We start from the raw sequence: 23,336 nt of genomic DNA, 5'->3' as shown, positions 1-23,336 counted from the left end.
CGGGCGGTAGTGAACATGCGTAGACCAAAACTTCAATAGCGAAGACCCAAGCCCATGCCACAGAAACTCCTTGATCATTTGTCCGCGGATGCCGCCAGGTACAGGCAGATACGGCACGACTTGCACGCGCATCCAGAATTAGGTTTTGAGGAACACCGAACGGCGGCGCTGGTTTGCGACGAGCTGCGTCGGCTCTCCATCGGATTCCACACCAACATCGGACGCACCGGCGTGGTCGGATTCATTCCAGGCCGCGAAACGAGCAGCGGACGGGCGATCGGCCTGAGAGCGGACATGGACGCGCTTCCCATGCGCGAATGCACGGGGCTGGGGTACGCGTCGGCCGATGACGGAAAGATGCATGCCTGCGGCCACGACGGCCACGTCGCCATGCTGTTGGCCGCCGCCGCTTATCTGCAGCGCACCCGCAATTTCAATGGCGGGGTCTATCTGATCTTTCAACCCGGAGAAGAGGGACACAACGGCGGGTTGGAAATGGTCAGGGATGGGCTGTTCGAGCGGTTCCCGATGCAAGAGGTATACGCGCTGCACAACTGGCCGGCGCTGCCTCTGGGGACGGTATCCATTCCGGTCGGGCCCGTCATGGCGGCGTCCGATCGCATCACGATCCGCATCCGGGGCAAGGGCGGCCACGGGGGAATTGCGCCTCAAAGAACGGTAGACCCGGTCTTGATCGCCGGCCACGTCATCGTTGCGGCGCATTCCATCGTGAGCCGCAACCTGGATCCGCTGGACGCCGGCGTACTCAGCCTGTGCGCCGTGGCGGGAGGCAACTTGGCCGGCTTCAACGTCATACCGGACGAGGTGGTGCTTACGGGTACCGCCAGATCGTTGCGGCCGGAAGTCCAGCATGTGCTGCAGGCCCGCCTGCGGGAAACCGTGGAAAGCGTCGCGAGAGGGCTGGGCGGATCGGCGACCCTGGACTATGAGCCGAACGTGCCGGCCACGGTCAATACGGAACCGCAGACCCGCTTGGCCAGGCTGGCGGCGCAGGACGTGGTGGGCGAGCAGCATGTCGTGCGGCATCCGGTGCCCAGTCTTGGCGGGGAGGATTTCGCCTACATGCTGCGCGAACGGCCCGGGGCGTATCTGCACCTGGGAACGGGCGATCCGGATCATGTGCACGGGCTGCACACTTCGCACTTCGATTTCAACGATGCCGCCATTCCAGTTGGGAGCGCGGTGCTTTCCCGGATAGCCGAAAGAGCGCTGCCGCTGGATAACAACGACTAAATAGCAGTTGGGAGGAGACTGGACATGAATAAGGCAAAAAAGAAGAGCGCCCCGCGATGGCTGCAATTGACGGCGGCGATATTTGGCAATGCGCTCGAATGGTATGACTTCGGCGTATTCGCGGCGATGGCGTTCATCATTGCCAAGGTGTTCTTTCCCGAAGCGGGCGAGCATACCGCGCTGCTGTTGACGCTGGCGACCTTCGGAGTCGGTTTCGTCACGCGCCCAATAGGTGGCATTGCTATCGGCATGTACGCGGACCGCAAGGGCAGGAAGTCAGCGCTGCAACTGATCATAGCGTTGATGACGGTGTCCTTGCTCATCATGGTCTTCACGCCTTCGTATGCGACCATAGGCGTGGCCGCGCCCGTCCTGATCGTGCTGGCCCGCCTGCTGCAGGGGATTGCGACCGGGGGCGAGTTCGCATCGTCCACCGCCTATCTCGTGGAAGCCGCGCCCAAGGACAAAAAGGGGCTCTATGGCGCGTGGCAGATGTTCGGCCAGAATCTCGCCAATCTAGGCGGCGCCGCCACGGGGTTTCTGCTGACATCGATCTTCACCGAGCAACAGCTGCTCGACGGGATGTGGCGCATTCCGTTTGTCGTGGGACTGCTGATCGCGCCGCTGGGATGGTGGATCCGGCGGTATCTGGATGAGCCCGAAGAGTCCGCGGCGTCGCTGCGCAAGGGGGAGACGGTCAGTCTGGCAGCCATGTTGGGCCGGTTTCCGCGGTCCATCGCAGCCACGCTGTGCCTGACCACGTGCGCCACGGCTTCCGTTTATACATTCATCATCTATCTGCCGACCTTCGTGACCCGTCAGTTCGGCTTCGCGCTGCATGATGCCTTCACCGCGCAGGCCATCGGGCTGCTTGCACTGATCGTCGTCATTCCCATTTCCGGCGCGATTTCGGATCGCCGTGGAAGAAAGCCGGTGATGCTGTCGTTTCTGCTGCCCTATGCGCTATTGATGTATCCGCTCTTCTCGTGGGTGCAGTCGACGCCGACCCTGCCGAATCTGATCGTCGCATTCACGGTGCTGAGCATATTGCTGGGCGGCTTTCTTGGACCCTTCGCGACGGCGCTCGGAGAACAGTTTCCGACGAATGTGCGCTCGGCCGGCTTGGCGGTTTGCTACAACATCGCCGTCATGATCTTTGGCGGATTCGCGCAGTTCATCGTCACGTGGCTGATTCAGGCTACGGGGATCTCGTTGGCGCCCGTGTTCTACAGCTTGGCCGGGGGCGCGCTCGGTGTGCTGGGCTGCTTGTTGATACGGCCTGCCGATGATGCCAGGCAGGCGGCTCAGGAGTTGCCGGGACGGATGGCCCAGCGCGGCTCGGCGGCGTGACAGGCCGCGCGTAGACAGCAAGAAGCGGGAGGACAAGGCGCGCTCGCATTTATAGGATGCAGGCATTATTCATGCTTGGAGCTGACGCCGATGTCTTTATCTCTTGCTGGAAAGGTCGCCTTGGTGACAGGCGCATCATCGGGTATCGGACGCGCAATAGCGTTGCTGCTGGCGGCCCAGGGCGCGGCGCTGGTGCTGACCGCGAGACGCCGTGAACTCCTGGAACAAGTGGCGGGCGAGATCAGAAGCGCCGGTGGGAGGGCCTGCGTTTCGGCCGGCGATGTCGCCAGGCCGGAAACGCACAGGCAAGCGGTGCAGGATGCGCAACGCGAATTCGGCGGCTTGGATATCGCGATAAACAATGCCGGCACCACCGGACCCGTCAAGCCGCTGGCGGAAGTCGCCCTGGACGAGTGGGAGCGCACGCTGAGCGTCAATCTCACTGCGGCGTTCCTGGGCGCGCGACATCAGATCCCGGCCATGTTGGAGCGGGGCGGCGGCGCGCTGGTCTTCGTGTCCAGCTTTGTGGGGACGAGCGTGGGCTTGCCCGGGATGGCGGCCTACGGCACGTCGAAAGCGGCGCTGATGGGCTTGGTCAAGGGCATTACGGCGGACTACAGCGCGCAAGGCATCCGCGCCAATGCGCTGTTGCCTGGCGGAGTGGACACCGAGATGGCCGGCAATCAGGAGCAGAAGGACTGGGCGGCCAGCCTGCACGCCATGAAGCGGATTGCGCGTGCCGATGAAATCGCCTCGGCAGCGCTGTTCCTGGCCAGCCCGATGGCAAGCTTCGTGACGGGGGCCGCGCTTTATGCGGATGGCGGCAACTCCGCGGTGAAGTGAGCGCGCGGCAAGCGCGCGCCGGGTATGCTCAATCGCGCAAGAGCGGCGCTTCGTTGGGAAGGGCCTGCCGGCGCGAGTACATGTCCAGGGCTTCCTTGGCATTGACGCCCAAAGGCCCGAGGACGGCATCCAGCGCCTCGGCATTGCGGGCAAGCTCTTCGCGGCCGGGCAGTTCGCCGTTGACCGCCATGATGACGCGATTGCCCGTTTGCAGATTGAAGAATTCTCCAAACACCGCCGCATAGGTCGCCGATTCGCGCGCGTAAAGCTGGCTCTCGGTGAACGTGTTGGCTACCGCCACGCCGCCCGGCGCGAGGATGCCGCGTACATGTTGCAGGAACTCCAGCGTCATCAGGTGTTCGGGGATGTAGTCGACGTCGAACGCGTCCAGCATCACCATGTCGTACTGCAGACCTTCGCGATGGGCGCGTTCGATGTAGGCGCGGCCATCTTCCAGAAAGAGGCGTTGCCTGGGACTTTGCTGGTAGCCGAAATAGCGCCCAGCGACATTGCCTACGGCGGGATCGATCTCCACGGTATCGATGACGGTATCGGGCAGGAGCGCCGCCAGGGTCTTCTGCAGCGTGGCGCCGCCCAGGCCGACGATCAGGATGTTGCGCGGCTTGGGATGGATGTAAAGCGCGGTCATCATCATGCGCGTGTAGGAAAACACCAGTTGCCCGGGATGCTCCAGGCTCATGCAGGTCTGGCGGCCGACGTCGTGCATGGAGTTGAAATTCATGCAGCGCTCGCCGTTTTCCTCGAACACAAGCAGTTTGCCGAATTGAGAGTCTTCGCTATGGATCAGTTGGGGGCCGCCGTTGCCGCGCAGCAGCAGCAATGCCGAGCCGGCAATGAGGAGGACGAGAACGGCGCGGATGGCAAGACGGAGCATGGAGCGGCAAGCGGCAAGAAGGGACGCATCATCTTATCGTGCCTCTGAGCGGTCGCGCGGCTGCTTGACCTATGCGCGCGGGTCCGCAATACCCGTTGGCCCTTGGACACGGGCAAAATCAACTATCGTTTTTTTTGAAAATCTCGTTCGATATATTTCATTTCCTTAAATACTCGGCTCTCCTTAGAATTTTGCTCGAAACGGGGCGCATAGATTCCCGTTCAGAAAATCAGAGGAGACCCGCATGTTCTACGATCCCGTCCCCAGGATTCAGGCCAACGTCTACGCCCGGCTGCCCGACGAACTGAAGTGGCAAGGCCAGGACCTGAACGAGTGGGTCGCCGGCCAGCCGCAGGGCAATCCGCCGCGCTCGCTGCTGGAAGGTCCGTCCTTCGGGCCGGACGGCCTGCTGTATTGCGTGGACGTCATCAACGGCCGCATCCTGCGCGTCGATGCGCGCGGCGAATTCGAGCCGCTAGTGCAATACGACGGCTGGCCCAACGGCCTCAAGTTCCATCGCGACGGCCGCATCTTCATCGCCGACTACAAGCACGGCATCATGCAATTCGACCTCGAGCGCCGCGAGGTGCGCCCGGTGCTGGAACGCTACAACATCGAGCGCTTCAAGGGCGTCAACGACCTGTTCTTCTCGGAAGCGGGAGATCTCTATTTCACCGACCAGGGCATGACCGGCTGGCAGGACCCGAGCGGGCGCCTGTTCCGCTTGCAGCCCGACGGCAAGCTGGATTGCCTGCTCGACTGCATACCCAGTCCCAACGGCCTGGTCATGGACCTGGACGAGCACGCGCTGTATGTCGCGGCGACGCGGGCCAATGCCATCTGGAAAGTGCCGTTGTTGCGCAACGGCCAGGTCGGCAAGGTTGGCACCTTCATCCAGATGTCGGGCGGCGGCGGCCCCGACGGCCTGGCGCTGGATGCGAAGGGCGGACTGTGCATTGCGCACGTGGGGCTGGGCACCGTCTGGTGCATGGATCCGCTGGGCCAGCCGGCTTTGCGCATCCAGTCGCCCGAGGGACTGCACACCACCAACCTGGCCTTCGGGGGACCCGCGGGCCGCACGCTCTACATCACCGAGTCCAGTTCGGCCAGCATCCTGCGCGTCGACCTCGACGTGGCGGGCAAGCCCATGTACCTGCCGGCGCCGGCCGCGCAGGCCCTCTGAGTACGACACACTCCAACTACCAAAAGGACAGAACAGATGGATCAGGCAATTGTGCTGGGCGCGGGCACCATGGGGGCTGACGTTGCCGCCGGCTTTCATGCGGCCGGCTGGCGCGTATGGCTGGTGGAGCCCGACGCGGCGGCGCGTGCAGCCGCAACGCAACGCGTGAACGCGTCCAGCGAAATGATAGGCGGGCAGGCCGACGCCGAGCGCATCGCGACCAGCGCAACCATGGAGGAAATCGACTGGCGCGATACGCGCATCGTGGTCGAGTGCGTGCCGGAGCTGCTGGAAACCAAGCGCGCGGTATTCGCCCGCTTGGAACAGCTGGCGCCCGCTTCGATTCCCTTGACCAGCAATTCGTCGAGCTTCCCGATCAGCGCCATCGGCGAGGGCTTGCAGACCCGCGCGCGCATGGTGGGCCTGCATTACTTCATGCCCGCCCACCTGGTGCCCGCTGTGGAAGTGATACGCGGCGAGGCGACCGATGAAGCCATGGCCCAGGAGGTCAGCCGCATCATGCGCGATACCGGCAAGAAGCCGGTGCAGGTCAAGCGCGACGTGCCGGGATTCCTGGCCAACCGCATCCAGCACGCGCTGATGCGCGAGGCGATCGCGCTGGTCGAAGAAGGCTTCGCCTCGGCCGAGGACGTGGATACTGCCGTGCGCTATGGGTTTGGATTCCGCTATATCGCGGCCGGCCCGCTGCTGCAGAAGGATCTGGCCGGCATCGACATCCATTGCGCGGCGGCCGCGACCATGTATCCGCACCTGCGTACGGACGACCGGCCCAGCGCTCTCATGCGCGAGCTGGTCGAGCAGGGCAACATAGGCGTCAAGTCGCCTTCCCTGAAGGGCTTCTATCAATGGACGCCGGACCGCGTCGCCCAGGAGCAGCGGCGCTACCAGGTCGCCTTGGGCAAGGCCATGCAGATCTTGAAGGATGAGGAAGCGCTGGCCTAACGCAGGCTGTCGCGGGACTGAACTGACCCCCGAAAGCTGGACGTAAATCCAACTTTTGGGGGCACGTCAGCGGGGCGGTAGGGCTGCGAGCTCGCGGATGTCAGGGTTCTTTAGCCGCCGAGGCTGCCCTGCGCCATTCCGATGCTCGCCCCGTTGGGGCTGCGCTTCGGATGGCTCCGGGGTCCTCGGCTGGCAGTCGCCCAATGCGTTGGTTTCGGACCCCGTTCATGGGTAGATGCCGTGAGCCGGTGGCCGGACGGAGGGATCCGAAGCGCAGCCCCACCGGGGCGAGCATCGGAATCCCGCAGTCCGGTCGCCGGCGACTCAAGAACCCTACCTCACAAAACCGAAGTGCGGTCCGGGTCTTCCTTGGCCGGCAGCGTTCAGGCGACCAGGCGGTCCAGAGCTTCGCGGTACTTGGCGGCCGTCTTTTCCAGCACGTCCTGCGGGAGGCGCGGCGCGGGCGGGGTCTTGTCCCAGGTTTGGGTCTCCAGCCAGTCGCGCACGAACTGCTTGTCGAACGAGGGTGGGCTGATACCCACGCGGTAGCCGTCGGCCGGCCAGAAGCGCGAGGAATCCGGCGTCAGCACTTCGTCCATCAGGTACAGCGTGCCGTCGTCGTCCAGGCCGAATTCGAACTTGGTGTCGGCGATGATGATGCCCTTGGTGGCCGCGAACCTGGCGGCTTCGGCGTACAGCTTGAGGGTCACGTCGCGGATGCGCTCGGCCATTTCCTGGCCCACTTCCTTGACCACGTGGGCAAAGTCCACGTTCTCGTCGTGCATGCCGAATTCGGCCTTGGCGGCGGGCGTGAAGATGGGTTCGGGCAGCTGGCTGGCCTGCTGCAGGCCGGCGGGCAACGTGATGCCGCAGACGGAGCCAGTGGCCTGGTAGTCCTTCCAGCCGGAGCCGATCAGGTAGCCGCGGGCAACCGCTTCCACCAGGATGGGCTTCAAGCGCTTGACCACCACGGCGCGGCCGCGCACCTGGTCGACTTCGTCCGGCGCCACCACGTCTTCGGCCTTGATGCCGGTGGAGTGGTTCGGCAGGATGTGGGCCAGCTTCTGCAACCAGAACTCGGTCAGTTCGGTCAGCACCTGCCCCTTGCCGGGGATCGGGTCGTCAAGAATCACGTCGAAGGCGGAGATACGATCCGACGCGACGATCAGCAACTTGTCGTCGCCCACCGCGTACATGTCGCGCACCTTACCGCGGCCCAGCAGCGGCAAGGACTTGATGCTGGATTGATGCAAAGCAGAAGTCACGGGAATGGCCTATGGCAATAATGAAGATTCCCGCCACGGGCAGGCGCCAGGGCGGGAAGTAGAACGGAATCCGGGAACTGCGGGCAAGGCCGGCGACGCGCGCGGGTCTTGCGAAGCGCATAGGTTACTGCAAATGGGCCGGTCTTGCCGGAGCGCTCGACGCCGCCGGGCGGCCGGGTTAGGCTCTGTTCTCCAACATGATGCGCGCCGGCCGCCTCTGGCGTCACGGCGCTGACCCCAAGCCCGGAGACAGAGCCGTATGCAGGATGCTTTCCTCAAACGCAGCGCCCACGCCGACGCCCAGGTACACCTCACCGGCGGTTGCCAATGCGGCGCCGTGCGCTACGCCACCACCGATGAACCGATCATGGCCGCCACCTGTCATTGCCGGGACTGCCAATATTCCAGCGGCGGCGCCCCGGCTCATGCGCTGATCTTCCCGGCAGGCTCCATCACGCTGTTGCGCGGCAGCGCCAAGGAACACCGCTACCGCGGCGAATCCGGCCATACCGTCATGCGCAGCTTCTGTGCGGACTGCGGCACCCCGCTGTTCGGCAATTCGGCCGGCATGGGCTACGAAATCGTGCGGGCCGGCTCGCTGGACGACCCGGAAGCCTTCCGCGCCCGCGCCAGCCTCTGGACCGACTCGGCCCCATCCTGGCACCATGTGGACCGGAGCGTGCCGCACTTCCCCCGCAACTCGCCGGCGCCATAGTCCGCGGCGCAGGCAAAAAAAGAGCGGTCCGCCTGGGCGGACCGCTCTTTTTTGCGCTCGGGCGCCGGACGCCTCTGGCGTCAGCGCCTGCGGCAGATGCTTACTGAACCACCTGGGCCAGCTTGCCCGACGCGTATTGCGCGGCGATTTCGGTCAGCGGCAGCGCCTTGATCTTGCTGGCGTTGCCGGCGGTGCCGAATTCGGTGTAGCGAGCCACACAGATGGCCTTGGCGGCGGCGCGGGCGGGCTTCAGGTATTCGCGCGGGTCGAACTTTTCGGGGTTCTCGGCGAAGAAGCGGCGGATCGCGCCGGTCATGGCCAGACGGATATCGGTGTCGATATTGATCTTGCGCACGCCGTACTTGATGGCTTCCTGGATTTCCTCGACGGGCACGCCGTAGGTTTCCTTCATGTTGCCGCCGAATTCGCGGATCTCGGCCAGCAGTTCCTGCGGCACGCTGGAGCTGCCATGCATCACCAGGTGGGTGTTCGGCAGGCGGGCGTGGATTTCCTTGATGCGGGAGATCGACAGGATGTCGCCGGTGGGCTTGCGCGTGAACTTGTAGGCGCCGTGGCTGGTGCCGATGGCGATGGCCAGCGCGTCCAGCTGCGTGCGGCGCACGAAGTCGGCGGCTTGCTCCGGGTCGGTCAGCAGCTGGTCCATGGTCAGCTTGCCGTCGGCGCCGTGGCCGTCTTCCTTGTCGCCTTCCATGGTTTCCAGGGAACCCAGGCAGCCCAGTTCGCCTTCGACCGTCACGCCCAGCTTGTGGGCGGTGTCCACGACCTTCTTGGTCACGTCCACGTTGTAGTCGTAGTCGGCGATGGTCTTGCCGTCTTCCTTGAGCGAACCGTCCATCATGACGCTGGAGAAGCCCAGGTCGATGGCGCCTTGGCAGATCTTGGGCGACTGGCCGTGGTCCTGGTGCATGACCACGGGGATGTGCGGATAGGATTCCACGGCGGCCTGGATCAGGTGCTTCAGGAAGCCCTCGCCCGCGTACTTGCGCGCGCCGGCCGAGGCTTGCATGATCACCGGGCTGTCGGTCTCCGCAGCGGCTTCCATGATGGCCTGGACCTGTTCCAGGTTATTGACGTTGAAAGCGGGAATGCCGTAACCGTGCTCGGCGGCGTGGTCGAGCAACTGGCGCATGGAGACTAGGGCCATGAGTGGTCCTCCTTAGTACTGTCTATTGAAAGATGGTTGAAGCCTTGCTGAATGGCGTGATTTTACGGGGGATTCGACGAAAGGTCTTGCAACCGCCCGTATCCGGTCCATTCAGATGAGCACGAAAGGCTCAGGCCGGCCTGCAACTCCCCCGAAGGACCGAGGGCGCGGCGGAGCCGCCAGGGCTCCGCGGCAAGGCGTCAGCCTTTTTCAAGGCCGGCCGGCGTGCGGGACGTCCACCCGCGTCATCAGGATCCGGCCTTCGTGCTTGGCACGCCGGTTGGCTTCGATGAAGTCGGGTGCGGCGGCCATGAACAGGGTCCGGCCGTCTGGTCCGCCCAGGGCGGCGGCGAAGATGCCGAATTCGCCGGTGTCGATCTGCTCCAGGATCTTGCCGCCGCGCGCCACGCGCACGATGCGCTTGCCGATGGCGTCGGCCACCCACAAGGCCCCTTCGGCGTCCAGCGCGCCGCCGTCGGGCCCGATGGCGGAAGCGGCGATCAGCACGCCCAGGTCGCCGCTGGCCGGCAAGGGACCAAAATCGGCCCAGTCGCGGCGCGGCCCCAGTCCGCCGTCGGCCAGGATGTCGAACTCGGAAATGCGGTTGCCGAAGGTTTCGTTGACGATCATGGTCTTGCCGTCCGGCGTGATGAACGAGCCGTTGGGAAAGCACAGGCCATCGGCCACCTGCCGTACGGAACCGTCGGGATCGACGCGCACGATGCCGGTATTGCGGACCGGTTCGCCGGCCATCAGGTCAAAGCCGAAATTGCCCACATAGGCCCTGCCCTGCGCGTCCACGACCATGTCGTTGACCGGCCCGCCAGTCAACGCCGACAGGTCGGCGTGCACGGCCAGCGCGCCGTCCGCCTCGCGGCGCAGGAGCTTGCGGTCCTTCATGGACGCGATCAGCAGGCGGCCGTCCGGCAGCCAACCCAGCCCGGACGGCTGCTGCGGCACCTTGCAGATCTGCTCGACCTTGCCGTCCAGGTCCACGGCGATGACCTGCTCGGTGTAGAAATCCGACGCCCACAGACGGTTCTCGTGCCAGCGCAGGCCCTCCAGATAGGTATATCCGGACGCCAGCACGGACAATTCGCGTTTTGGCATTGCCTAGTCTCCTTGTGCGGCCCCACGCGGGGGCCTGTTGTTCGCGTCGCCCCGCGCCGCTCCAGCGGACGCCCGGACCGAACCATTCTGGCATGGCGGCTGGCGATAGTGCAGCGGTTCCAAATTGATACAACTCTGGTATCACCCGCTTGGGGTGAACCGTCCCAAGAAAGCCGCCCCATCCGTCCCCGATCTGACAACTACGCGTCAGGTTTGCAGCGTTAACATCGCGCCCCAAGGGTAAACCCGCGCCTCGCGGCCCGCCCTGGCATTCCGCCCCCGGATCCTCTTGCCCGCCCCCATGCCGGCGCGCCCGCTTCGACGGGCCAGGCTACCGATCCCATTTTCCGTTTTGATCATGAACACTAAGAAGCTGACGCGTTATATCGGCATCGCCATGGTGCTGGGCATCGTGGTGGGCTATTTCTGCCACAAATATGCGCAGAACGAGAAGGAGGCGGCGCAGATCGCCTCGTACTTCAGTCTCATCACCGACATCTTCCTGCGGATGATCAAGATGATCATCGCGCCGCTGGTGTTCGCCACTCTGGTGACTGGCCTGGCCAGCATGAGCGACGCCAGCGCCGTGGGCCGCATCGGCATGCGCGCCATGGTCTGGTTCATCGCCGCCTCGGCGCTGTCGCTGCTGCTGGGCCTGGCGCTGGTCAATATCTTCCAGCCCGGCGCGCACATGAACCTGGCGCTGCCGGACGCAGGCCTGACTTCGGGATTGAAGACCGGCGACTTCACGCTGAAGGCCTTCATTACGCACGTGTTCCCGCGCAGCATCGCCGAAGCCATGGCCAACAACGAGATCCTGCAGATCCTGGTGTTCTCGCTGTTCTTCGGCGCCGCCCTGTCCTTCATCCGCGGCAAGGGCCACAACACCATCTACAACCTGATCGACGAGCTGGCCAAGATCATGTTCCGGGTGACGGACTACGTGATGCGCTTCGCGCCCATCGGCGTGTTCGCCGCCATGGCCGCCGCCATCACCACCGAGGGCCTGGGCGTGCTGGTCAGCTACGGCAAGCTGATAGGCGAGTTCTACCTGGGACTGGCGCTGCTGTGGGCCATCCTGTTCGGCGTGGGTTACCTGTTCCTGGGCAAGTCCACGTTCCGCCTGGGCGGCCTGATCAAGGAACCCACACTGCTCGCATTCTCCACGGCCAGCAGCGAATCGGCCTACCCCAAGACCATCGAGGCGCTGACCCGCTTTGGCGTGCCCAAGCGCATCTCGGGCTTCGTCCTGCCGCTGGGCTACTCCTTCAACCTGGACGGCTCGATGATGTACCAGTCCTTCGCGGTGCTGTTCATCGCCCAGGCCTACAACATCCAGATGAGCTTTACGCAGCAGCTGACGCTGCTGCTGGTGCTGATGGTGACCAGCAAGGGCATGGCCGGCGTGGCGCGCGCCTCGCTCGTGGTGGTCGCGGCGACGCTGCCGATGTTCCATCTGCCGGAAGCCGGCCTGCTGCTGATCATGGGCATCGACCAGTTCTTCGACATGGGCCGCACGGCCACCAACGTGGTCGGCAACAGCCTGGCCACCGCCGTCATTTCCAAGCTGGAAGGCCATCGCGAGGACGCGGCTGAAACCGAGCCCGCCTCCGATGAAGTCCGCCAGGACCAGGCCGCGAGCCAGAACGCCTGAAGCAACAGGCAATAAAAAACGGGCCGCATGGCCCGTTTTTTTTATGGCTTGCGCCAGCTTGACCGGCGCCATGGCCGGGAGCAACATAGAAACCCTTCGCTCCCTATTCCGGCGCGGCGCGCATGGGCGCCACGCTCAGTTCTCATGCCATGAAACGCTTAAGCCTGCGCTGCGCCCTGGCGGCCGCGGCCCTGATGTCCGCCACTCCCGCCTCATACGCCTGGACCCGCATTTCCTGCGAGTTGGGCGGCACCGTGGCCAACCTGCCGGTGGTGATGCGCCAGTTCCGCACCGACGGCACGGAACTGACGCAATTGATGTTCAGGCTGAAGGTCAGGAACGCGGACATACCCGAAGGCGCCCGCGCCGATACCGACTGCACCCAATTTGTCGGCCGCGAGATCGACGTGGTGCTTGAGAACATCGCCGCCGACACGGTCCGCAGGGGCAAGTCCCTGAAAATGCTCTACCGCTACGACGATTCGCTGGGACAGAGCCAGGCGACCAAGTTCGAACTGGAGCGCCAGCAACGGCCCTAGGGCCTGTACCCCCTTAGTCGTTGACCGAGCACGAGACGGGCGCGCCGTCCTCGAATTCCACGTCGTAGGTATGCACCGGATCCCAGGGCAGCGTGAACCACAGCTCGTAGCCGTCGCCGTCTTCGTCGAACAGCCACAGCGCGCGCAGCACGGCGTGTTGGGCCATGGCCTCGGCGGTTTCTTCCTGCGGCAGCTGGTTGTCGTCCAGGCCGAGCTTCTTGTAGTGCTCGTAGGAGTAGTTTTCCAGCAGGAGCTCGGCCGCGGCCAGGATCTGGTCGTCGAGGTCGTCGATGATGGCCTTGACCACCTTGGACGCGCTGCTGTCGGGCTCTTCGCCGTCAGTCTGGATCATCACGTGGATGGGCGGACGGCCCTTGCCGGCGGCGACGTTCTCCGCGGCCCACAGATCGGGTTCCTCGGGATCCTGGGTGAAATTGAATCGTGCCATCGCGAACTCCGGAAAAAGGGCCGGCGCGCCGCGGAAATCGCGGCCGCGCCTTTCCCGCCATTTAACCAGATGCGCGGCCTCCCGGCTGCGCCTGGCGGCGATGTTTTTGCGACAGATTGCCCTTGGGGCTATGGATATCAGACTCGCTCCAGCGGCAGATGCGGCAAGTCCGGAAGCGCCACGCGGATCGGATCGCCCGCGCTCACCGCCCCGCCTTCGATCACGATGCCCATGATGCCGGCGCGGCGCATCAGGCTGCCGTCCGGATGGCGGCCCAAGACGGCGGCGGTCAGGCCCTGCTGGTAGTTGTCGAGTTGCGAGCAGGGATTGCGCAGGCCGGTGATTTCCACCACTGCGTCCGCGCCGAGGTGCAGGCGCGCGCCCCGCGGCAACCCCAACAGGTCGATGCCACGGGTGGTGATGTTCTCTCCCATGGTGCCTTCGGCCACGTTGAAGCCGGCCAGTTGCAGTTCATCGTGCAGTTCGCCGTGGATCAGATGGACCTGCCGCAAATTGGGCTGGGTGGGGTCTGCCTTGACGCGGGAACGGTGCTTGACCGTGACGCCCATGTGAGCGTCGCCTTCCACTCCCAGCCCCTTCAACAGCATGATCGCCGACACGACCGGCTTGCTGAACCCGTGCGCGGGGCTGCAGGCCACGGCTGTCACGATGGGATGCATCACGTCTCTCCAGGAACGGGTTCAGGCGGTCAGGACCTGCGCCTCGGGCGCCCGCTGCTCGCTCGCGCGCACGGGCGGATAGTGCGCCGAGAATACCAGCCGGCCGGCCGACCAGGTATGGCTGATCAGCGGCTGCGCGCCCACTTGCGCCACCGCCACCAGATCGGCGCGCTGGCCCGGCGCGATGCGCCCGCGGTCGGACAGGCCGCAAGCCTGCGCCGGGTTCAGCGTGACCAGCGCAATCGCCTGCGGCAGCGTCAGGTCGGTTTGCGCGGCCACCGTGAAAGCGGCGGCGATCAGCGCGGATGGCTGGTAGTCCGAACACAGGCAGCTGGCCACGCCCGCGCGGATGGCGTCGATGGCGCGCATCGAGCCGCTCTGGCTCTGGCCCCGCAGCACATTGGGCGCGCCCAGGATGGTGGGCAGGCCGCAGGATACCGCGGCGCGCGCGGTATCCAGGGTGATCGGGAACTCGCTCATGGCCACGCCCAGGTTGCGCATGGTGGCAATGCGCTGGATCGAATCGTCGTCATGGCTGGCGGTGGGGATGCCCAGTCCTTGCGCATGCGACAGCAGCGCCTCCACCCGCGTCACCGCGCCATCCTTGGCGCGCGTCTTGGCCTGCGCGGCTTCCTCGGCCTGCTCGCGGCTCATGGCGTGGTTGCCCATCATGTATTGCAGATAGGACTCCAGCGTCTTGAACTGCCCCTGGCCCGGCGAATGGTCCATGACCGACAGCAGGTCCACGGCGCCCTCGTCCATCAGCGCGCGCAGCACGTCCACCGAGGTGGCGTCGGTAACTTCATAGCGGCAGTGGACGCGGTTGTCGACCAGGCTGTGCTGGCGGAAGGCGCGCACGGTACGCACCACTTCCGCCGCGGTCTGGTTGTTGCGCACGCCCCATTCGCTGTTGGCGAAGGACAGCGCGTGATACGGCGTGGTGATGCCGGCCGCGGCATTGCGGCGGTCGACCTGGGCCACCGCGAAGTCCAGCGGAAACAGCACCCGCGAACGCGGCTCGGCTTCCTTTTCAATGGCGTCGCAGTGCAGGTCGATCAGCCCCGGCAGCAAGGTCTGGCCGCAGAGATCGATCTCGCGGTCCGCGCGCGCGCCAGCGGGTTCGATGGCGACGATGCGGCCATCGTCGATCAGGACGGCGCTGTCCTCCAGGACACGGTCCTGCAGCACCACGCGGGCATGGGTGAGATAGGTGCTTTGCATCATTGCTCCAGGTCGGCCAATACGGGTTGGGCGGGACGCAAGGCCAGCGTCTGCGTGGCGACGGCGTCGCGCACTTCGGCGTCGTGGAAAATGCCCAAGAGGCAACGGCCCTCGGCCATGGCCTCGCGGATCAGCTCAATCACCACCTGGCGGTTGTCAGCGTCCAGCGACGCCGTGGGTTCGTCCAGCAACAGGATGGGATGGCGGGCGATGAAACCGCGCGCAATGTTCACGCGCTGCTGCTCGCCGCCCGAAAAGGTGGCGGGCGCCAGCCCCCACAGGCGCGGCGGCACGTTCAGGCGCTGCAGCAGCGCCGCGGCACGGGAGCGGGCCTCGTCGGCGTCCACCCCCGCCGCGCGCAGCGGTTCGGCCACCACGTCCAGCGCCGACACCCGCGGAATCACGCGCAGGAACTGGCTGACGTAGCCGATCACCTCGCGACGCAGGGCCAGGATGAGCTGCTCGGGCGCGCCGGCCAGCTCCACCCATTCATCGTTCCAGCGCACCCGGATGCTGCCCTCGGTGGCCAGATAGTTGCCATAGAGGCAGCGCAGCAAGGTGCTCTTGCCGGTGCCGGACGGCCCAGCCAGCACCAGGCAGTCGCCCGCGGCCGCGTCGAAGTCGACCGATTCCAGCACCGGCAGGCGCATGCCGCCCTGGTTATGCAGGGTGAACATCTTTCCGAGGCCCCGCACCTCGATCATGGGAGTCTTTTCAGGCATGGTCAGCTCTGCAAAATGGAGGACACCAGCAACTGGGTGTAGGGGTGCTGCGGGTCGTCGAGGATCTGGTCGGTCAGGCCGCTTTCGACCACGAAGCCGCCGCGCATGACCAGGGTGCGGTGCGCCAGCAGGCGCGCCACGGCCAGGTCATGGGTCACGACGATGGCGGCCAGGCCCAGGTCGGCCACCAACTGGCGCAACAAGTCCAGCAAGCGCGCCTGCACCGACACGTCGAGCGAGGCCGTAGGCTCGTCCATGAACACCAGCCGGGGGTGGGTCACCAGGTTGCGGGCGATCTGCAGGCGCTGCTGCATGCCTCCTGAGAACGAGGTGGGCCTGTCGTCCAGCCGGCCCGCGTCGATCTCCATCTTCTGCAGCCAGTTGCCGGCGGCCTGGCGCAAGTCGCCATAGTGCCGGTCGCCCACGGCCATCAGCCGCTCCGCGATGTTGGCGCCGGCGCTGACCTGCATGCGCAGGCCATCCCTGGCGTTCTGCCGCACGAAGCCCCAGTCAGTGCGAGACAGCAGGCGCAGGCGCGCGCCCGGCAGCGCGGCCAGGTCGGTGAAACCCTGATCGCGGGTGTCGTACCAGACGCTGCCCGCGTCCGGCCGGGTCTGGTACGACACGGCCGACAGCAGCGTGCTCTTGCCCGAGCCGGACTCGCCGACCACGCACAGCACTTCGCCGGGATACAGATCGAAGTTGACGTCGCGGCAGCCGTGCACACCGTCCCAGGTGCGCGTCATGTTGCGCACGGAAAGCAAAGGTTGGGCGTTCATGCCGCGGCCTCCTGGTTGGATTGTTCCGCGCCCTGCCGCGCCTGGCGGTCGTTGCAGTACTCGGTGTCGGAGCAGACGAAGCGGCGTGTGCCCGCGTCGTCCAGGATGATCTCGTCCAGATAGCTCTCGCGCGATCCGCACAGGTCGCAGCATTCGCTCCAGGTCTCCACCTGGAACGGGTGGTCCTCGAAGTCCAGGCTTTTCACGGAGGTATAGGGCGGCACCGCGTAAACCCGCTTTTCGCGGCCCGCGCCAAACAGCATCAACGCAGGACTGCCGTCCAGCTTGGGGTTGTCGAACTTGGGGATGGGCGAAGGCCGCATCATGTAGCGGCCGTTCACGATGACCGGATAGTCGTAGGTGGTGGCGATGTGGCCATGCTGGGCGATGTCTTCGTAAAGCTTGACGTGCATGCCGCCGTACTCGGCCAGCGCGTGCATGGTGCGCGTCTCGGTTTCGCTGGGTTCCAGCCAGCGCAGCGGCTCGGGGATGGGCACCTGGAACACCATGATCTGCCCTTCCGCCAGCGGCGTCTCGGGGATGCGGTGGCGGGTCTGGACGATGGTGGCCGCGGGCGTGGACTCCGTCGTCGCCACGCCCGTGACGCGGCCGAAGAAGCGGCGGATGTTGATGGCGTTGGTGGTGTCGTCCGAGCCCTGGTCTATCACCTTGAGCACGTCGTTCGCGCCGATGATGGACGCGGTGACCTGAATGCCGCCGGTGCCCCAGCCATAGGGCAGCGGCATTTCGCGGCTGCCGAAGGGCACCTGGTAGCCGGGAATGGCGACGGCCTTGAGCAAGGCGCGGCGCAGCATGCGCTTGGTGGATTCATCCAGGTAGGCGAAGTTGTAGTGGTCGTCGCGTTCGACCGTTGCGTGTTGCGTAGTCATGGGGAAACCGCCTCGTCCATCAGATCGGTGCGCGCGGCCTCGGGCGCGGCGCGTTCGGCGCGCATGCGCCGCAACAGTTCCAGATTGGCCTGGAAGTCCACGTAATGCGGCAGCTTCAAGTGCTGCACGAAGCCGGAGGCTTCGACGTTGTCGCTGTGGTAGAGCACGAATTCGTGGTCGTTGGCCGGGGAATCGGCGCGCTCGCCCAGGTCGCGCGCCTTGAGCGCGCGGTCCACCAGCGCCATCGACATGACCTTGCGTTCGCCGTAGCCGAAGGTCAGCCCATAGCCCCGGGTGAACTTCGGGCCTTCCTCGGCGCTACCCGCGAACTGGCTCACCATCTGGCATTCGGTGATTTCGATCTCCCCCACGGCGACGGCGAAGCCCAGTTCCTCGATATGCATCTCCACCTCCAGCGCGCCGTAGCGGATCTCGGCAGCGAAGGGGTGGGTGTTGCCGTAGCCGCGCTGGGTCGAATAGCCCATCGACAGCAGAAAGCCTTCATCGGCGCGCGCCAGGTTCTGCAAGCGGGCCGCGCGCGACGCCGGAAAATCCAGCGGCTGGCGGGTCAGGTCGAAAGGTTCTGGATCGCCTTCGGGCACGGCTTCCGCGTCGATCAGGTCGTCGTGCGCCAGCAGGTCGGTGACGCGCGGCATGGCGCTGTCCAGCGCCTCGCCGCCCGGCGGCAAGGCGTCGGCTTCGCGCTGCGCTTCAAGCGAGAAGTCCAGCAGGCGTTGGGTGTAGTCGTAGGTCGGCCCCAGGATCTGGCCGCCGGGCACGTCCTTGAACGTGGACGAAATGCGGCGCTGCAGACGCATGCGGCCAGTGTCGATGGGCTGGGTGTAGCCGAAGCGCGACAAGGTGGTGCGATAGGCGCGCAGCAGGAACACGGCTTCGATCACGTCGCCCGCGGCCTGCTTGATGGCCAGCGCCGCCAACTGCGGATCGTAGAGCGAGCCCTCCGCCATGACCCGCGACACCGCCAGCGGCATCTGTTCGCGGATCTGGTCCAGGCTCAGCTCGGGCACTTCGCGGTCGCCGCGCCGGTAATCGTCCAGCATGCGGTAGGAATTGAGGATGGCGCGTTCGCCCCCTTTTACGGCTACATACATGTCAGCTCTCCTTGCGCGTGCTGCGCGGCAGTGCGCAAATCCGCCGTTCCTGCGTCAGAAACACGTCGACGCCCAGCGGAAAACGTTGATGATTGAGGCGCCATTCGCGCCAGAAGCCTTCGGGCAGCCCGGCCACGCGCAGGACCTGCTGGCTCTGTATGCCTGGACCGCTGAGGATGACGGGCTCTCCTTCCGACAAAGACTCGACCTCGATCAGCAAGGTGGTGGACAGATCGGGATAGGCCGGGTCGCCCTGGTGGCAGGACGACAGCGCCGGCGCCTTGCCGCCGGCGGGCACCGCGGCAAAGCGCGCCAGCGACGGCGAAGGCACGATGGGGCAACCGCAATGAAAACGCAGGAAGGCAATCGCATCCGCGTTGATGCTCTCCGGCAGCCACAGCGGCGTATCCACATCCACCAGCGTCAGCAGCATCGCGGTCATGGCCGGCGACAGGCCGGCGGGCACGCCGGTTTCGGCCAGGATCTCGTTGATGCGCCCCGGATGGGCCAGCGCGTCGAGCGCGGCGCGGAACGTGGCCTGCGCGTCGCCGACGGGGTCCGCGAACCCCGGAAGCAGCGCCCGGCCCGAGGCCGCGGCGGCTTGTATCTGTTGTTGCATGTCAGTCCTCGCCTCGCACCATCGTGAAGAATTCCACCTTGGTCTGCGCCGCCACGCGGGCCTGGCGCTCGATCCGTTCGGCATGCAGGCGGGCCAGCGGCTGGATCAGCTGGGCCTGCACCGTGTCATGCCATTCCGGCAGCTGCAGCAGCGCGTCGGCCACGGCGGCCTGTTCGGCATGGCGCTGCGAGCGGCCTTGCACATACGCCACCCCGACCACGCCCTCGTCCATCGTCACCGCGCAACGTGTCACGCTCATTTCGCCCAGGTTGAAACGGGCGCCAGTGCCGCCGCTGCGGGCTCGCACCATGGCCATGCCGGTTTGCGCCGGCCGCAGCATCTGGTGTCCGGGCTTGCCGGCCAACGCGCAAAAAGCGCCATCCAGCGCGGCCGGATCGGCCAGCGCCAGCACGCGCATCCAGGCGGCGCGTTGCGCGCCCGCCGCATCCTGCCCTGTCTTGGGGTGATTCATTTTTTTCCTCTAAACGTCTAGACGACTGGATGGAGTATGATCGCTTCGAAAACGAAGTTCAACAGCCTGGCGTGAACTTTTGATGACAGTTGCAGCCTGCCCGCAGCGCCTTTCCGGCGGCCGCCGCATGGTGCACAATCACTGCCATTCTTCATGAAGCTGATGTGACAGCACGAGCACACCCTATGGTCGAAAGAGGTTCCGGCATCGCCGTCTGGCGGCAAATCGGCGAAGCGCTTGCGGACGATATCCGCAACAAGCTCTATGCGGCAGGCGAACAGCTGCCCTCCGAGCCCGAGCTGGCCGCCAAGTTTTCCGTCAACCGCCATACCATCCGCCGCGCGATGGGCGAATTGGAACAAGGCGGCCTGGTCCGCATCGAGCAGGGCCGCGGCACCTTCGTCCAGGAACACGCGATCGACTACGCCATCGGCAAGCGCACGCGCTTTTCCGAGAACCTGCGCAGCCAGGGCATGCTGGGCCACCAGGAAGTCCTGGGCAGCCAGAGCCTGCGCGCGGGCGACATCGCCAAGCACCTGGGCCTGACCCGTGCCGCGCCGCTGTTGCGCGTGCAGATCGTGGGCAAGGCCGAAAACCGTCCCATCAGCGTCTCCGAGCACTTCTTCGACGAAAAACGTTTCCCCGATTTCGCGGAGCGCCTGGCATCCCTGCGCTCGATCTCCAAGGTCTACACCCACTACGGCATCGGCGATTACACGCGCAAGTGGTCGCGCATCACCGCCGCGCTGCCCACGCCCGAGATCGCCCGCCTGCTGGGCCAGCCCAAGACCCGCCCCATTCTTCAGGTGGAAGCCCTGAACGTGGACCAGCAAGGCGCGCCGCTGCAATACAGCGTCGCCCGCTTCGTGGGCGACCTGGTGCAGCTGATGGTGACAGACGACACCTGACACAAGGCCGCCGCCTGCGCGCAGGCGGCGCGGAAAGCTCAGCCTGACGGCTTAACTCATCTAGACATCTGGTTGTAATGCAATCCCGCTAACGTCACGCCATGAACACACACACGCACGCCCCCTCGCCCCTGGCCGGTGTCACAGGCCAACGCATCCTGACGCCGCGCGGCGTCGAACAGGCCAGCCTGCGCTTTCACGGCGGACTGATCGAAGGCTCCGCGGCCGCGGCGCCTCGGGGTGCGCCCTGGTTCGACGCAGGCAATCTGCTGGTACTGCCGGGCATCGTGGACCTGCACGGCGACGCCTTCGAACGCGCCGTCATGCCGCGGCCCGGTGTGACGTTTCCCTATGACAGCGCCTTGTCCGACGTGGACCGCCAGTTGCTGGCCAACGGCATCACCACCGAGTTCCACGGCGTCACGCTGTCCTGGGAAGGCGGATTGCGCGGCGAGGCCTACGCCGAGCGCATGTTCGACGCGCTGGAAAGCATGCGCCACCTCATGGGAGCGCGGCACTATGTACATCTGCGTTTCGAGACGCATCACGTGGGTGGCCTGGAGACAGCCCAGCAATGGATACGCGACGGCCGCGTGCGCTTCCTGGCGCTGAATGACCACCTGCCCAGCATGGCGCGCCGCCTGGGCGACGAACGCAAACTGATGCAGTACGCCAATCGCGCCGAGTGCGACCTCGACGTCTTCCAGGACCGCATCCGCGCGGCCATGTCGGCGGCCGATTCGGTAGCCGACGCCATGCGCGAACTGACCGGCTGCGCGCAGGACGCCGGCCTGAAGGTGGCCTCGCACGACGATCCGGATGCCGCCACGCGCCGCTACTACCACCAGCTAGGCTGCGGCGTGGCGGAGTTTCCGCTGACCCGCGAAGCCGCAGGCGTGGCTCGCGACCTGGGCGATTCCGTGGTGTTCGGCGCACCCAATGTCGTGCGCGGCGGCAGCCACACAGGCGCGCCCAGCGCCACCGAAATGATCCGCGCCGGCCTGTGCGACATCCTGACGTCCGACTATTACTACCCAGCCCCGCTGGCCGCCGTGATGAAGCTGGCCAGCGACGGCGTGTTGCCGCTGGCGCAGGCCTGGGATCTGGTGTCGCTGAATCCGGCCCGCGCCGCCGGTCTGAAGGACCGCGGCGCGCTGGCGCCCGGATTGATCGCCGACGCCATCGTGGTGGACGATCAGGTGCCGGGTCTGCCCCGCGTCTGCGCCGCGATCGTGGGCGGCGAATTGCGCTACGCCACGCGCGCATTCGGCGACGGCCACAGCCAGCGCATGGCGGCCTGACCATGCCGCTCGCCCATCGCTACGCCCTGTACCTGGCGCCCACCGGCCCCTGGCGCGAACACGGCAGCCGCTGGCTGGGCCGCTGTGCCGACACCGGCGAGGCGCTGCCGCCGCTGCCTGGGCAAGACGCCGACTCGCGCGCCTGGACCGCGGCGCCACGCCACTATGGCTTGCACGCCACGTTGAAACCGCCCTTCCGCCTGAGCCCGGGCGTCAGTCCGCAGCAGCTCGACGCAGCCGCACGCCAGTTGGCCGGTAATGGCAGCCCGTTCTCGCTGGAACTGGAATGCGAACCGCTGCGCGGCTTCCTGGCCTGGCGCATCGCCTCGTCCGACACGCAAGGACGGGCGCGGATCCAGGCGTTGGCCGAGGCCGCCGTGCGCGACCTGGACCTCTTGCGCGCGCCGCCCACGGTCGAGGAGACCGCCCGCCGCCAGCCGCAGTCGCTGAGTCCGGAGCAGCAATCCATGCTGGCGCGCTGGGGCTATCCCTATGTGTTCGACACCTACGTTTTCCACATCACCCTGACCGGCAAGCTGGAAGGCGACACGCTGGCTCAGGCGCAGGCCGGCATCGCCGCGTTCGCCGACCCCTTGCGCGGGCAGGCCATGGCCGTGCCCGGTGTCAGCGTCTATGTGCAACCGACGCCAGACGCGGACTTCGTCGCGGCGCGGCACTACGGCTTCGACGGCTCCTGCGCCGACGCCGCCGGCGCCGCTTATCTGCAAGGGCCGGCCGCGGCATGACACCCTCCGTTCCCGCCGACGGCACCCGGCTGATCTACCTGATGGGCGCATCGGGCAGCGGCAAGGACACCTTGCTGCGCCTGCTGCGCGCGGAGTTGCGCGGCGACGAGCCCGTGCTGGTCGCGCATCGCTACATCACCCGCGACAGCGGCGATACCGAAGACGCGCTGCGCCTGACCGAAGACGAGTTCGGACGCCGCGCCGCGCTGGGCTGCTTCGCATTGCGCTGGGCCAGCCATGGCTTGCAGTACGGCATCGGCATCGAGATAGACGCCTGGCTGTCCTGCGGCGCGGCGGTCATCATCAACGGCTCGCGCGCCCACCTGGAACAGGCGCACTCGCGCTACCCGGCATTGACTGCCGTGGAAGTCACTGTCGACCCCGGCCAGCTCGCCCGCCGCCTGGCGGGACGCGGCCGCGAAAGCGCGGAACAGATCGCGCAGCGCCTGGCGCGCGCCACGCAGCCTTTCCCCGTGCCACTGCAGTGCCAGCTGCTGCGCGT

General features: G+C 65.9%; 25 protein-coding genes. 12 read left to right on the top strand and 13 right to left on the bottom strand.

What is annotated here, in order from left to right; all coding sequences use genetic code 11:
- The first annotated feature begins 54 nt into the window (after window positions 1-54).
- From VIR09_RS09840 to VIR09_RS09830, 3 genes are all read left to right on the top strand, one after another.
- Entirely contained in the window at window positions 55-1,254 is a 1,200-nt protein-coding gene (locus VIR09_RS09840) for an amidohydrolase (RefSeq protein WP_332012691.1), read from the top strand.
- A 24-nt stretch (window positions 1,255-1,278) separates the two neighbouring features.
- Window positions 1,279-2,604, top strand: a complete 1,326-nt coding sequence (locus VIR09_RS09835) for an MFS transporter (protein ID WP_332012690.1) — start codon at window positions 1,279-1,281, stop codon at window positions 2,602-2,604.
- Window positions 2,605-2,694: 90 nt separating this feature from the next.
- On the top strand, window positions 2,695-3,447 hold the full coding sequence (locus tag VIR09_RS09830) for an SDR family oxidoreductase (protein ID WP_332012699.1): 753 nt from the start codon (window positions 2,695-2,697) through the stop codon (window positions 3,445-3,447).
- A gap of 28 nt (window positions 3,448-3,475) precedes the next feature.
- Here VIR09_RS09830 and VIR09_RS09825 read toward each other — a convergent pair whose 3' ends face one another.
- Window positions 3,476-4,342 (bottom strand): fused MFS/spermidine synthase, encoded by an 867-nt coding sequence (locus tag VIR09_RS09825; protein WP_332012689.1) that lies wholly within the window; start codon window positions 4,340-4,342, stop codon window positions 3,476-3,478.
- 244 nt (window positions 4,343-4,586) lie between these two features.
- Here VIR09_RS09825 and VIR09_RS09820 point away from each other — a divergent pair, with 244 nt between their 5' ends.
- Both VIR09_RS09820 and VIR09_RS09815 read left to right on the top strand, forming a co-directional pair.
- Window positions 4,587-5,525 (top strand): SMP-30/gluconolactonase/LRE family protein, encoded by a 939-nt coding sequence (locus VIR09_RS09820; protein ID WP_332012688.1) that lies wholly within the window; start codon window positions 4,587-4,589, stop codon window positions 5,523-5,525.
- Between the two features lie 36 nt (window positions 5,526-5,561).
- Complete coding sequence (locus tag VIR09_RS09815; RefSeq protein WP_332012687.1) at window positions 5,562-6,488, top strand: 3-hydroxyacyl-CoA dehydrogenase family protein; 927 nt, start codon at window positions 5,562-5,564, stop codon at window positions 6,486-6,488.
- Between the two features lie 383 nt (window positions 6,489-6,871).
- Here VIR09_RS09815 and VIR09_RS09810 read toward each other — a convergent pair whose 3' ends face one another.
- Window positions 6,872-7,753, bottom strand: coding sequence for a phosphoribosylaminoimidazolesuccinocarboxamide synthase (locus VIR09_RS09810; RefSeq protein WP_332012686.1), 882 nt, complete (start codon window positions 7,751-7,753; stop codon window positions 6,872-6,874).
- 259 nt (window positions 7,754-8,012) lie between these two features.
- On the opposite strand from VIR09_RS09810, the gene VIR09_RS09805 reads away from it, so the two are divergent.
- Window positions 8,013-8,468, top strand: a complete 456-nt coding sequence (locus VIR09_RS09805) for a GFA family protein (RefSeq protein WP_332012685.1) — start codon at window positions 8,013-8,015, stop codon at window positions 8,466-8,468.
- Window positions 8,469-8,568: 100 nt separating this feature from the next.
- Here VIR09_RS09805 and fba read toward each other — a convergent pair whose 3' ends face one another.
- Window positions 8,569-9,633, bottom strand: coding sequence for a class II fructose-bisphosphate aldolase (gene fba / locus VIR09_RS09800; RefSeq protein ID WP_332012684.1), 1,065 nt, complete (start codon window positions 9,631-9,633; stop codon window positions 8,569-8,571).
- A 210-nt stretch (window positions 9,634-9,843) separates the two neighbouring features.
- Window positions 9,844-10,743 (bottom strand): SMP-30/gluconolactonase/LRE family protein, encoded by a 900-nt coding sequence (locus tag VIR09_RS09795; RefSeq protein ID WP_332012683.1) that lies wholly within the window; start codon window positions 10,741-10,743, stop codon window positions 9,844-9,846.
- Between the two features lie 358 nt (window positions 10,744-11,101).
- Here VIR09_RS09795 and VIR09_RS09790 point away from each other — a divergent pair, with 358 nt between their 5' ends.
- Entirely contained in the window at window positions 11,102-12,397 is a 1,296-nt protein-coding gene (locus tag VIR09_RS09790; RefSeq protein WP_332012682.1) for a dicarboxylate/amino acid:cation symporter, read from the top strand.
- A 149-nt stretch (window positions 12,398-12,546) separates the two neighbouring features.
- A complete protein-coding gene (locus VIR09_RS09785; protein ID WP_332012681.1) occupies window positions 12,547-12,936 on the top strand; it encodes a hypothetical protein in 390 nt (129 codons plus the stop codon).
- Between the two features lie 13 nt (window positions 12,937-12,949).
- Here the strand turns inward: VIR09_RS09785 and VIR09_RS09780 are convergent, their stop codons facing one another.
- The 9 genes from VIR09_RS09780 to phnG form a co-directional block, all read right to left on the bottom strand.
- Window positions 12,950-13,384 carry a hypothetical protein gene (locus VIR09_RS09780; RefSeq protein WP_332012680.1) on the bottom strand — a complete coding sequence of 145 codons (435 nt, stop codon included), beginning with the start codon at window positions 13,382-13,384 and terminating at the stop codon, window positions 12,950-12,952.
- 137 nt (window positions 13,385-13,521) lie between these two features.
- Window positions 13,522-14,064, bottom strand: a complete 543-nt coding sequence (locus VIR09_RS09775; protein WP_332012698.1) for an MOSC domain-containing protein — start codon at window positions 14,062-14,064, stop codon at window positions 13,522-13,524.
- Between the two features lie 21 nt (window positions 14,065-14,085).
- A complete protein-coding gene (locus VIR09_RS09770; RefSeq protein WP_332012697.1) occupies window positions 14,086-15,285 on the bottom strand; it encodes an alpha-D-ribose 1-methylphosphonate 5-triphosphate diphosphatase in 1,200 nt (399 codons plus the stop codon).
- Window positions 15,285-16,007: a phosphonate C-P lyase system protein PhnL gene (gene phnL / locus VIR09_RS09765; RefSeq protein ID WP_332012679.1), complete on the bottom strand. Its 723-nt coding sequence runs from the start codon at window positions 16,005-16,007 to the stop codon at window positions 15,285-15,287. The genes VIR09_RS09770 and phnL overlap by 1 nt, the downstream gene beginning before the upstream one ends.
- Window positions 16,008-16,009: 2 nt before the next feature.
- A complete protein-coding gene (gene phnK / locus VIR09_RS09760; protein WP_332012678.1) occupies window positions 16,010-16,786 on the bottom strand; it encodes a phosphonate C-P lyase system protein PhnK in 777 nt (258 codons plus the stop codon).
- On the bottom strand, window positions 16,783-17,676 hold the full coding sequence (locus VIR09_RS09755) for an alpha-D-ribose 1-methylphosphonate 5-phosphate C-P-lyase PhnJ (protein ID WP_332012677.1): 894 nt from the start codon (window positions 17,674-17,676) through the stop codon (window positions 16,783-16,785). Before VIR09_RS09755 ends, phnK begins: the two co-directional genes overlap by 4 nt.
- On the bottom strand, window positions 17,673-18,788 hold the full coding sequence (locus VIR09_RS09750; protein ID WP_332012676.1) for a carbon-phosphorus lyase complex subunit PhnI: 1,116 nt from the start codon (window positions 18,786-18,788) through the stop codon (window positions 17,673-17,675). Before VIR09_RS09750 ends, VIR09_RS09755 begins: the two co-directional genes overlap by 4 nt.
- 1 nt (window position 18,789) lies before the next feature.
- The gene (gene phnH, locus VIR09_RS09745; RefSeq protein WP_332012675.1) at window positions 18,790-19,407 is read right to left on the bottom strand and encodes a phosphonate C-P lyase system protein PhnH; all 618 of its coding nucleotides are present in this window, start codon (window positions 19,405-19,407) and stop codon (window positions 18,790-18,792) included.
- 1 nt (window position 19,408) lies between these two features.
- Entirely contained in the window at window positions 19,409-19,879 is a 471-nt protein-coding gene (gene phnG, locus VIR09_RS09740) for a phosphonate C-P lyase system protein PhnG (RefSeq protein WP_332012674.1), read from the bottom strand.
- Between the two features lie 185 nt (window positions 19,880-20,064).
- On the opposite strand from phnG, the gene phnF reads away from it, so the two are divergent.
- From phnF to phnN, 4 genes are all read left to right on the top strand, one after another.
- Window positions 20,065-20,787, top strand: a complete 723-nt coding sequence (phnF, locus tag VIR09_RS09735; protein WP_332012673.1) for a phosphonate metabolism transcriptional regulator PhnF — start codon at window positions 20,065-20,067, stop codon at window positions 20,785-20,787.
- A gap of 101 nt (window positions 20,788-20,888) precedes the next feature.
- Entirely contained in the window at window positions 20,889-22,088 is a 1,200-nt protein-coding gene (locus VIR09_RS09730; protein ID WP_332012672.1) for an alpha-D-ribose 1-methylphosphonate 5-triphosphate diphosphatase, read from the top strand.
- A 2-nt stretch (window positions 22,089-22,090) separates the two neighbouring features.
- Window positions 22,091-22,834 carry a DUF1045 domain-containing protein gene (locus VIR09_RS09725; protein WP_332012671.1) on the top strand — a complete coding sequence of 248 codons (744 nt, stop codon included), beginning with the start codon at window positions 22,091-22,093 and terminating at the stop codon, window positions 22,832-22,834.
- Window positions 22,831-23,336 (top strand): phosphonate metabolism protein/1,5-bisphosphokinase (PRPP-forming) PhnN (gene phnN / locus VIR09_RS09720; RefSeq protein WP_332012670.1); only part of this gene is annotated, 506 nt, incomplete at its 3' end. The genes VIR09_RS09725 and phnN, both read left to right, overlap by 4 nt.

Source organism: Achromobacter sp., assembly GCF_036567245.1.
Lineage (GTDB): Bacteria > Pseudomonadota > Gammaproteobacteria > Burkholderiales > Burkholderiaceae_B > Achromobacter.
The sequence above is the reverse complement of the archived record's forward strand: the minus strand, read 5'-3'. Positions and strand labels throughout refer to the sequence as shown.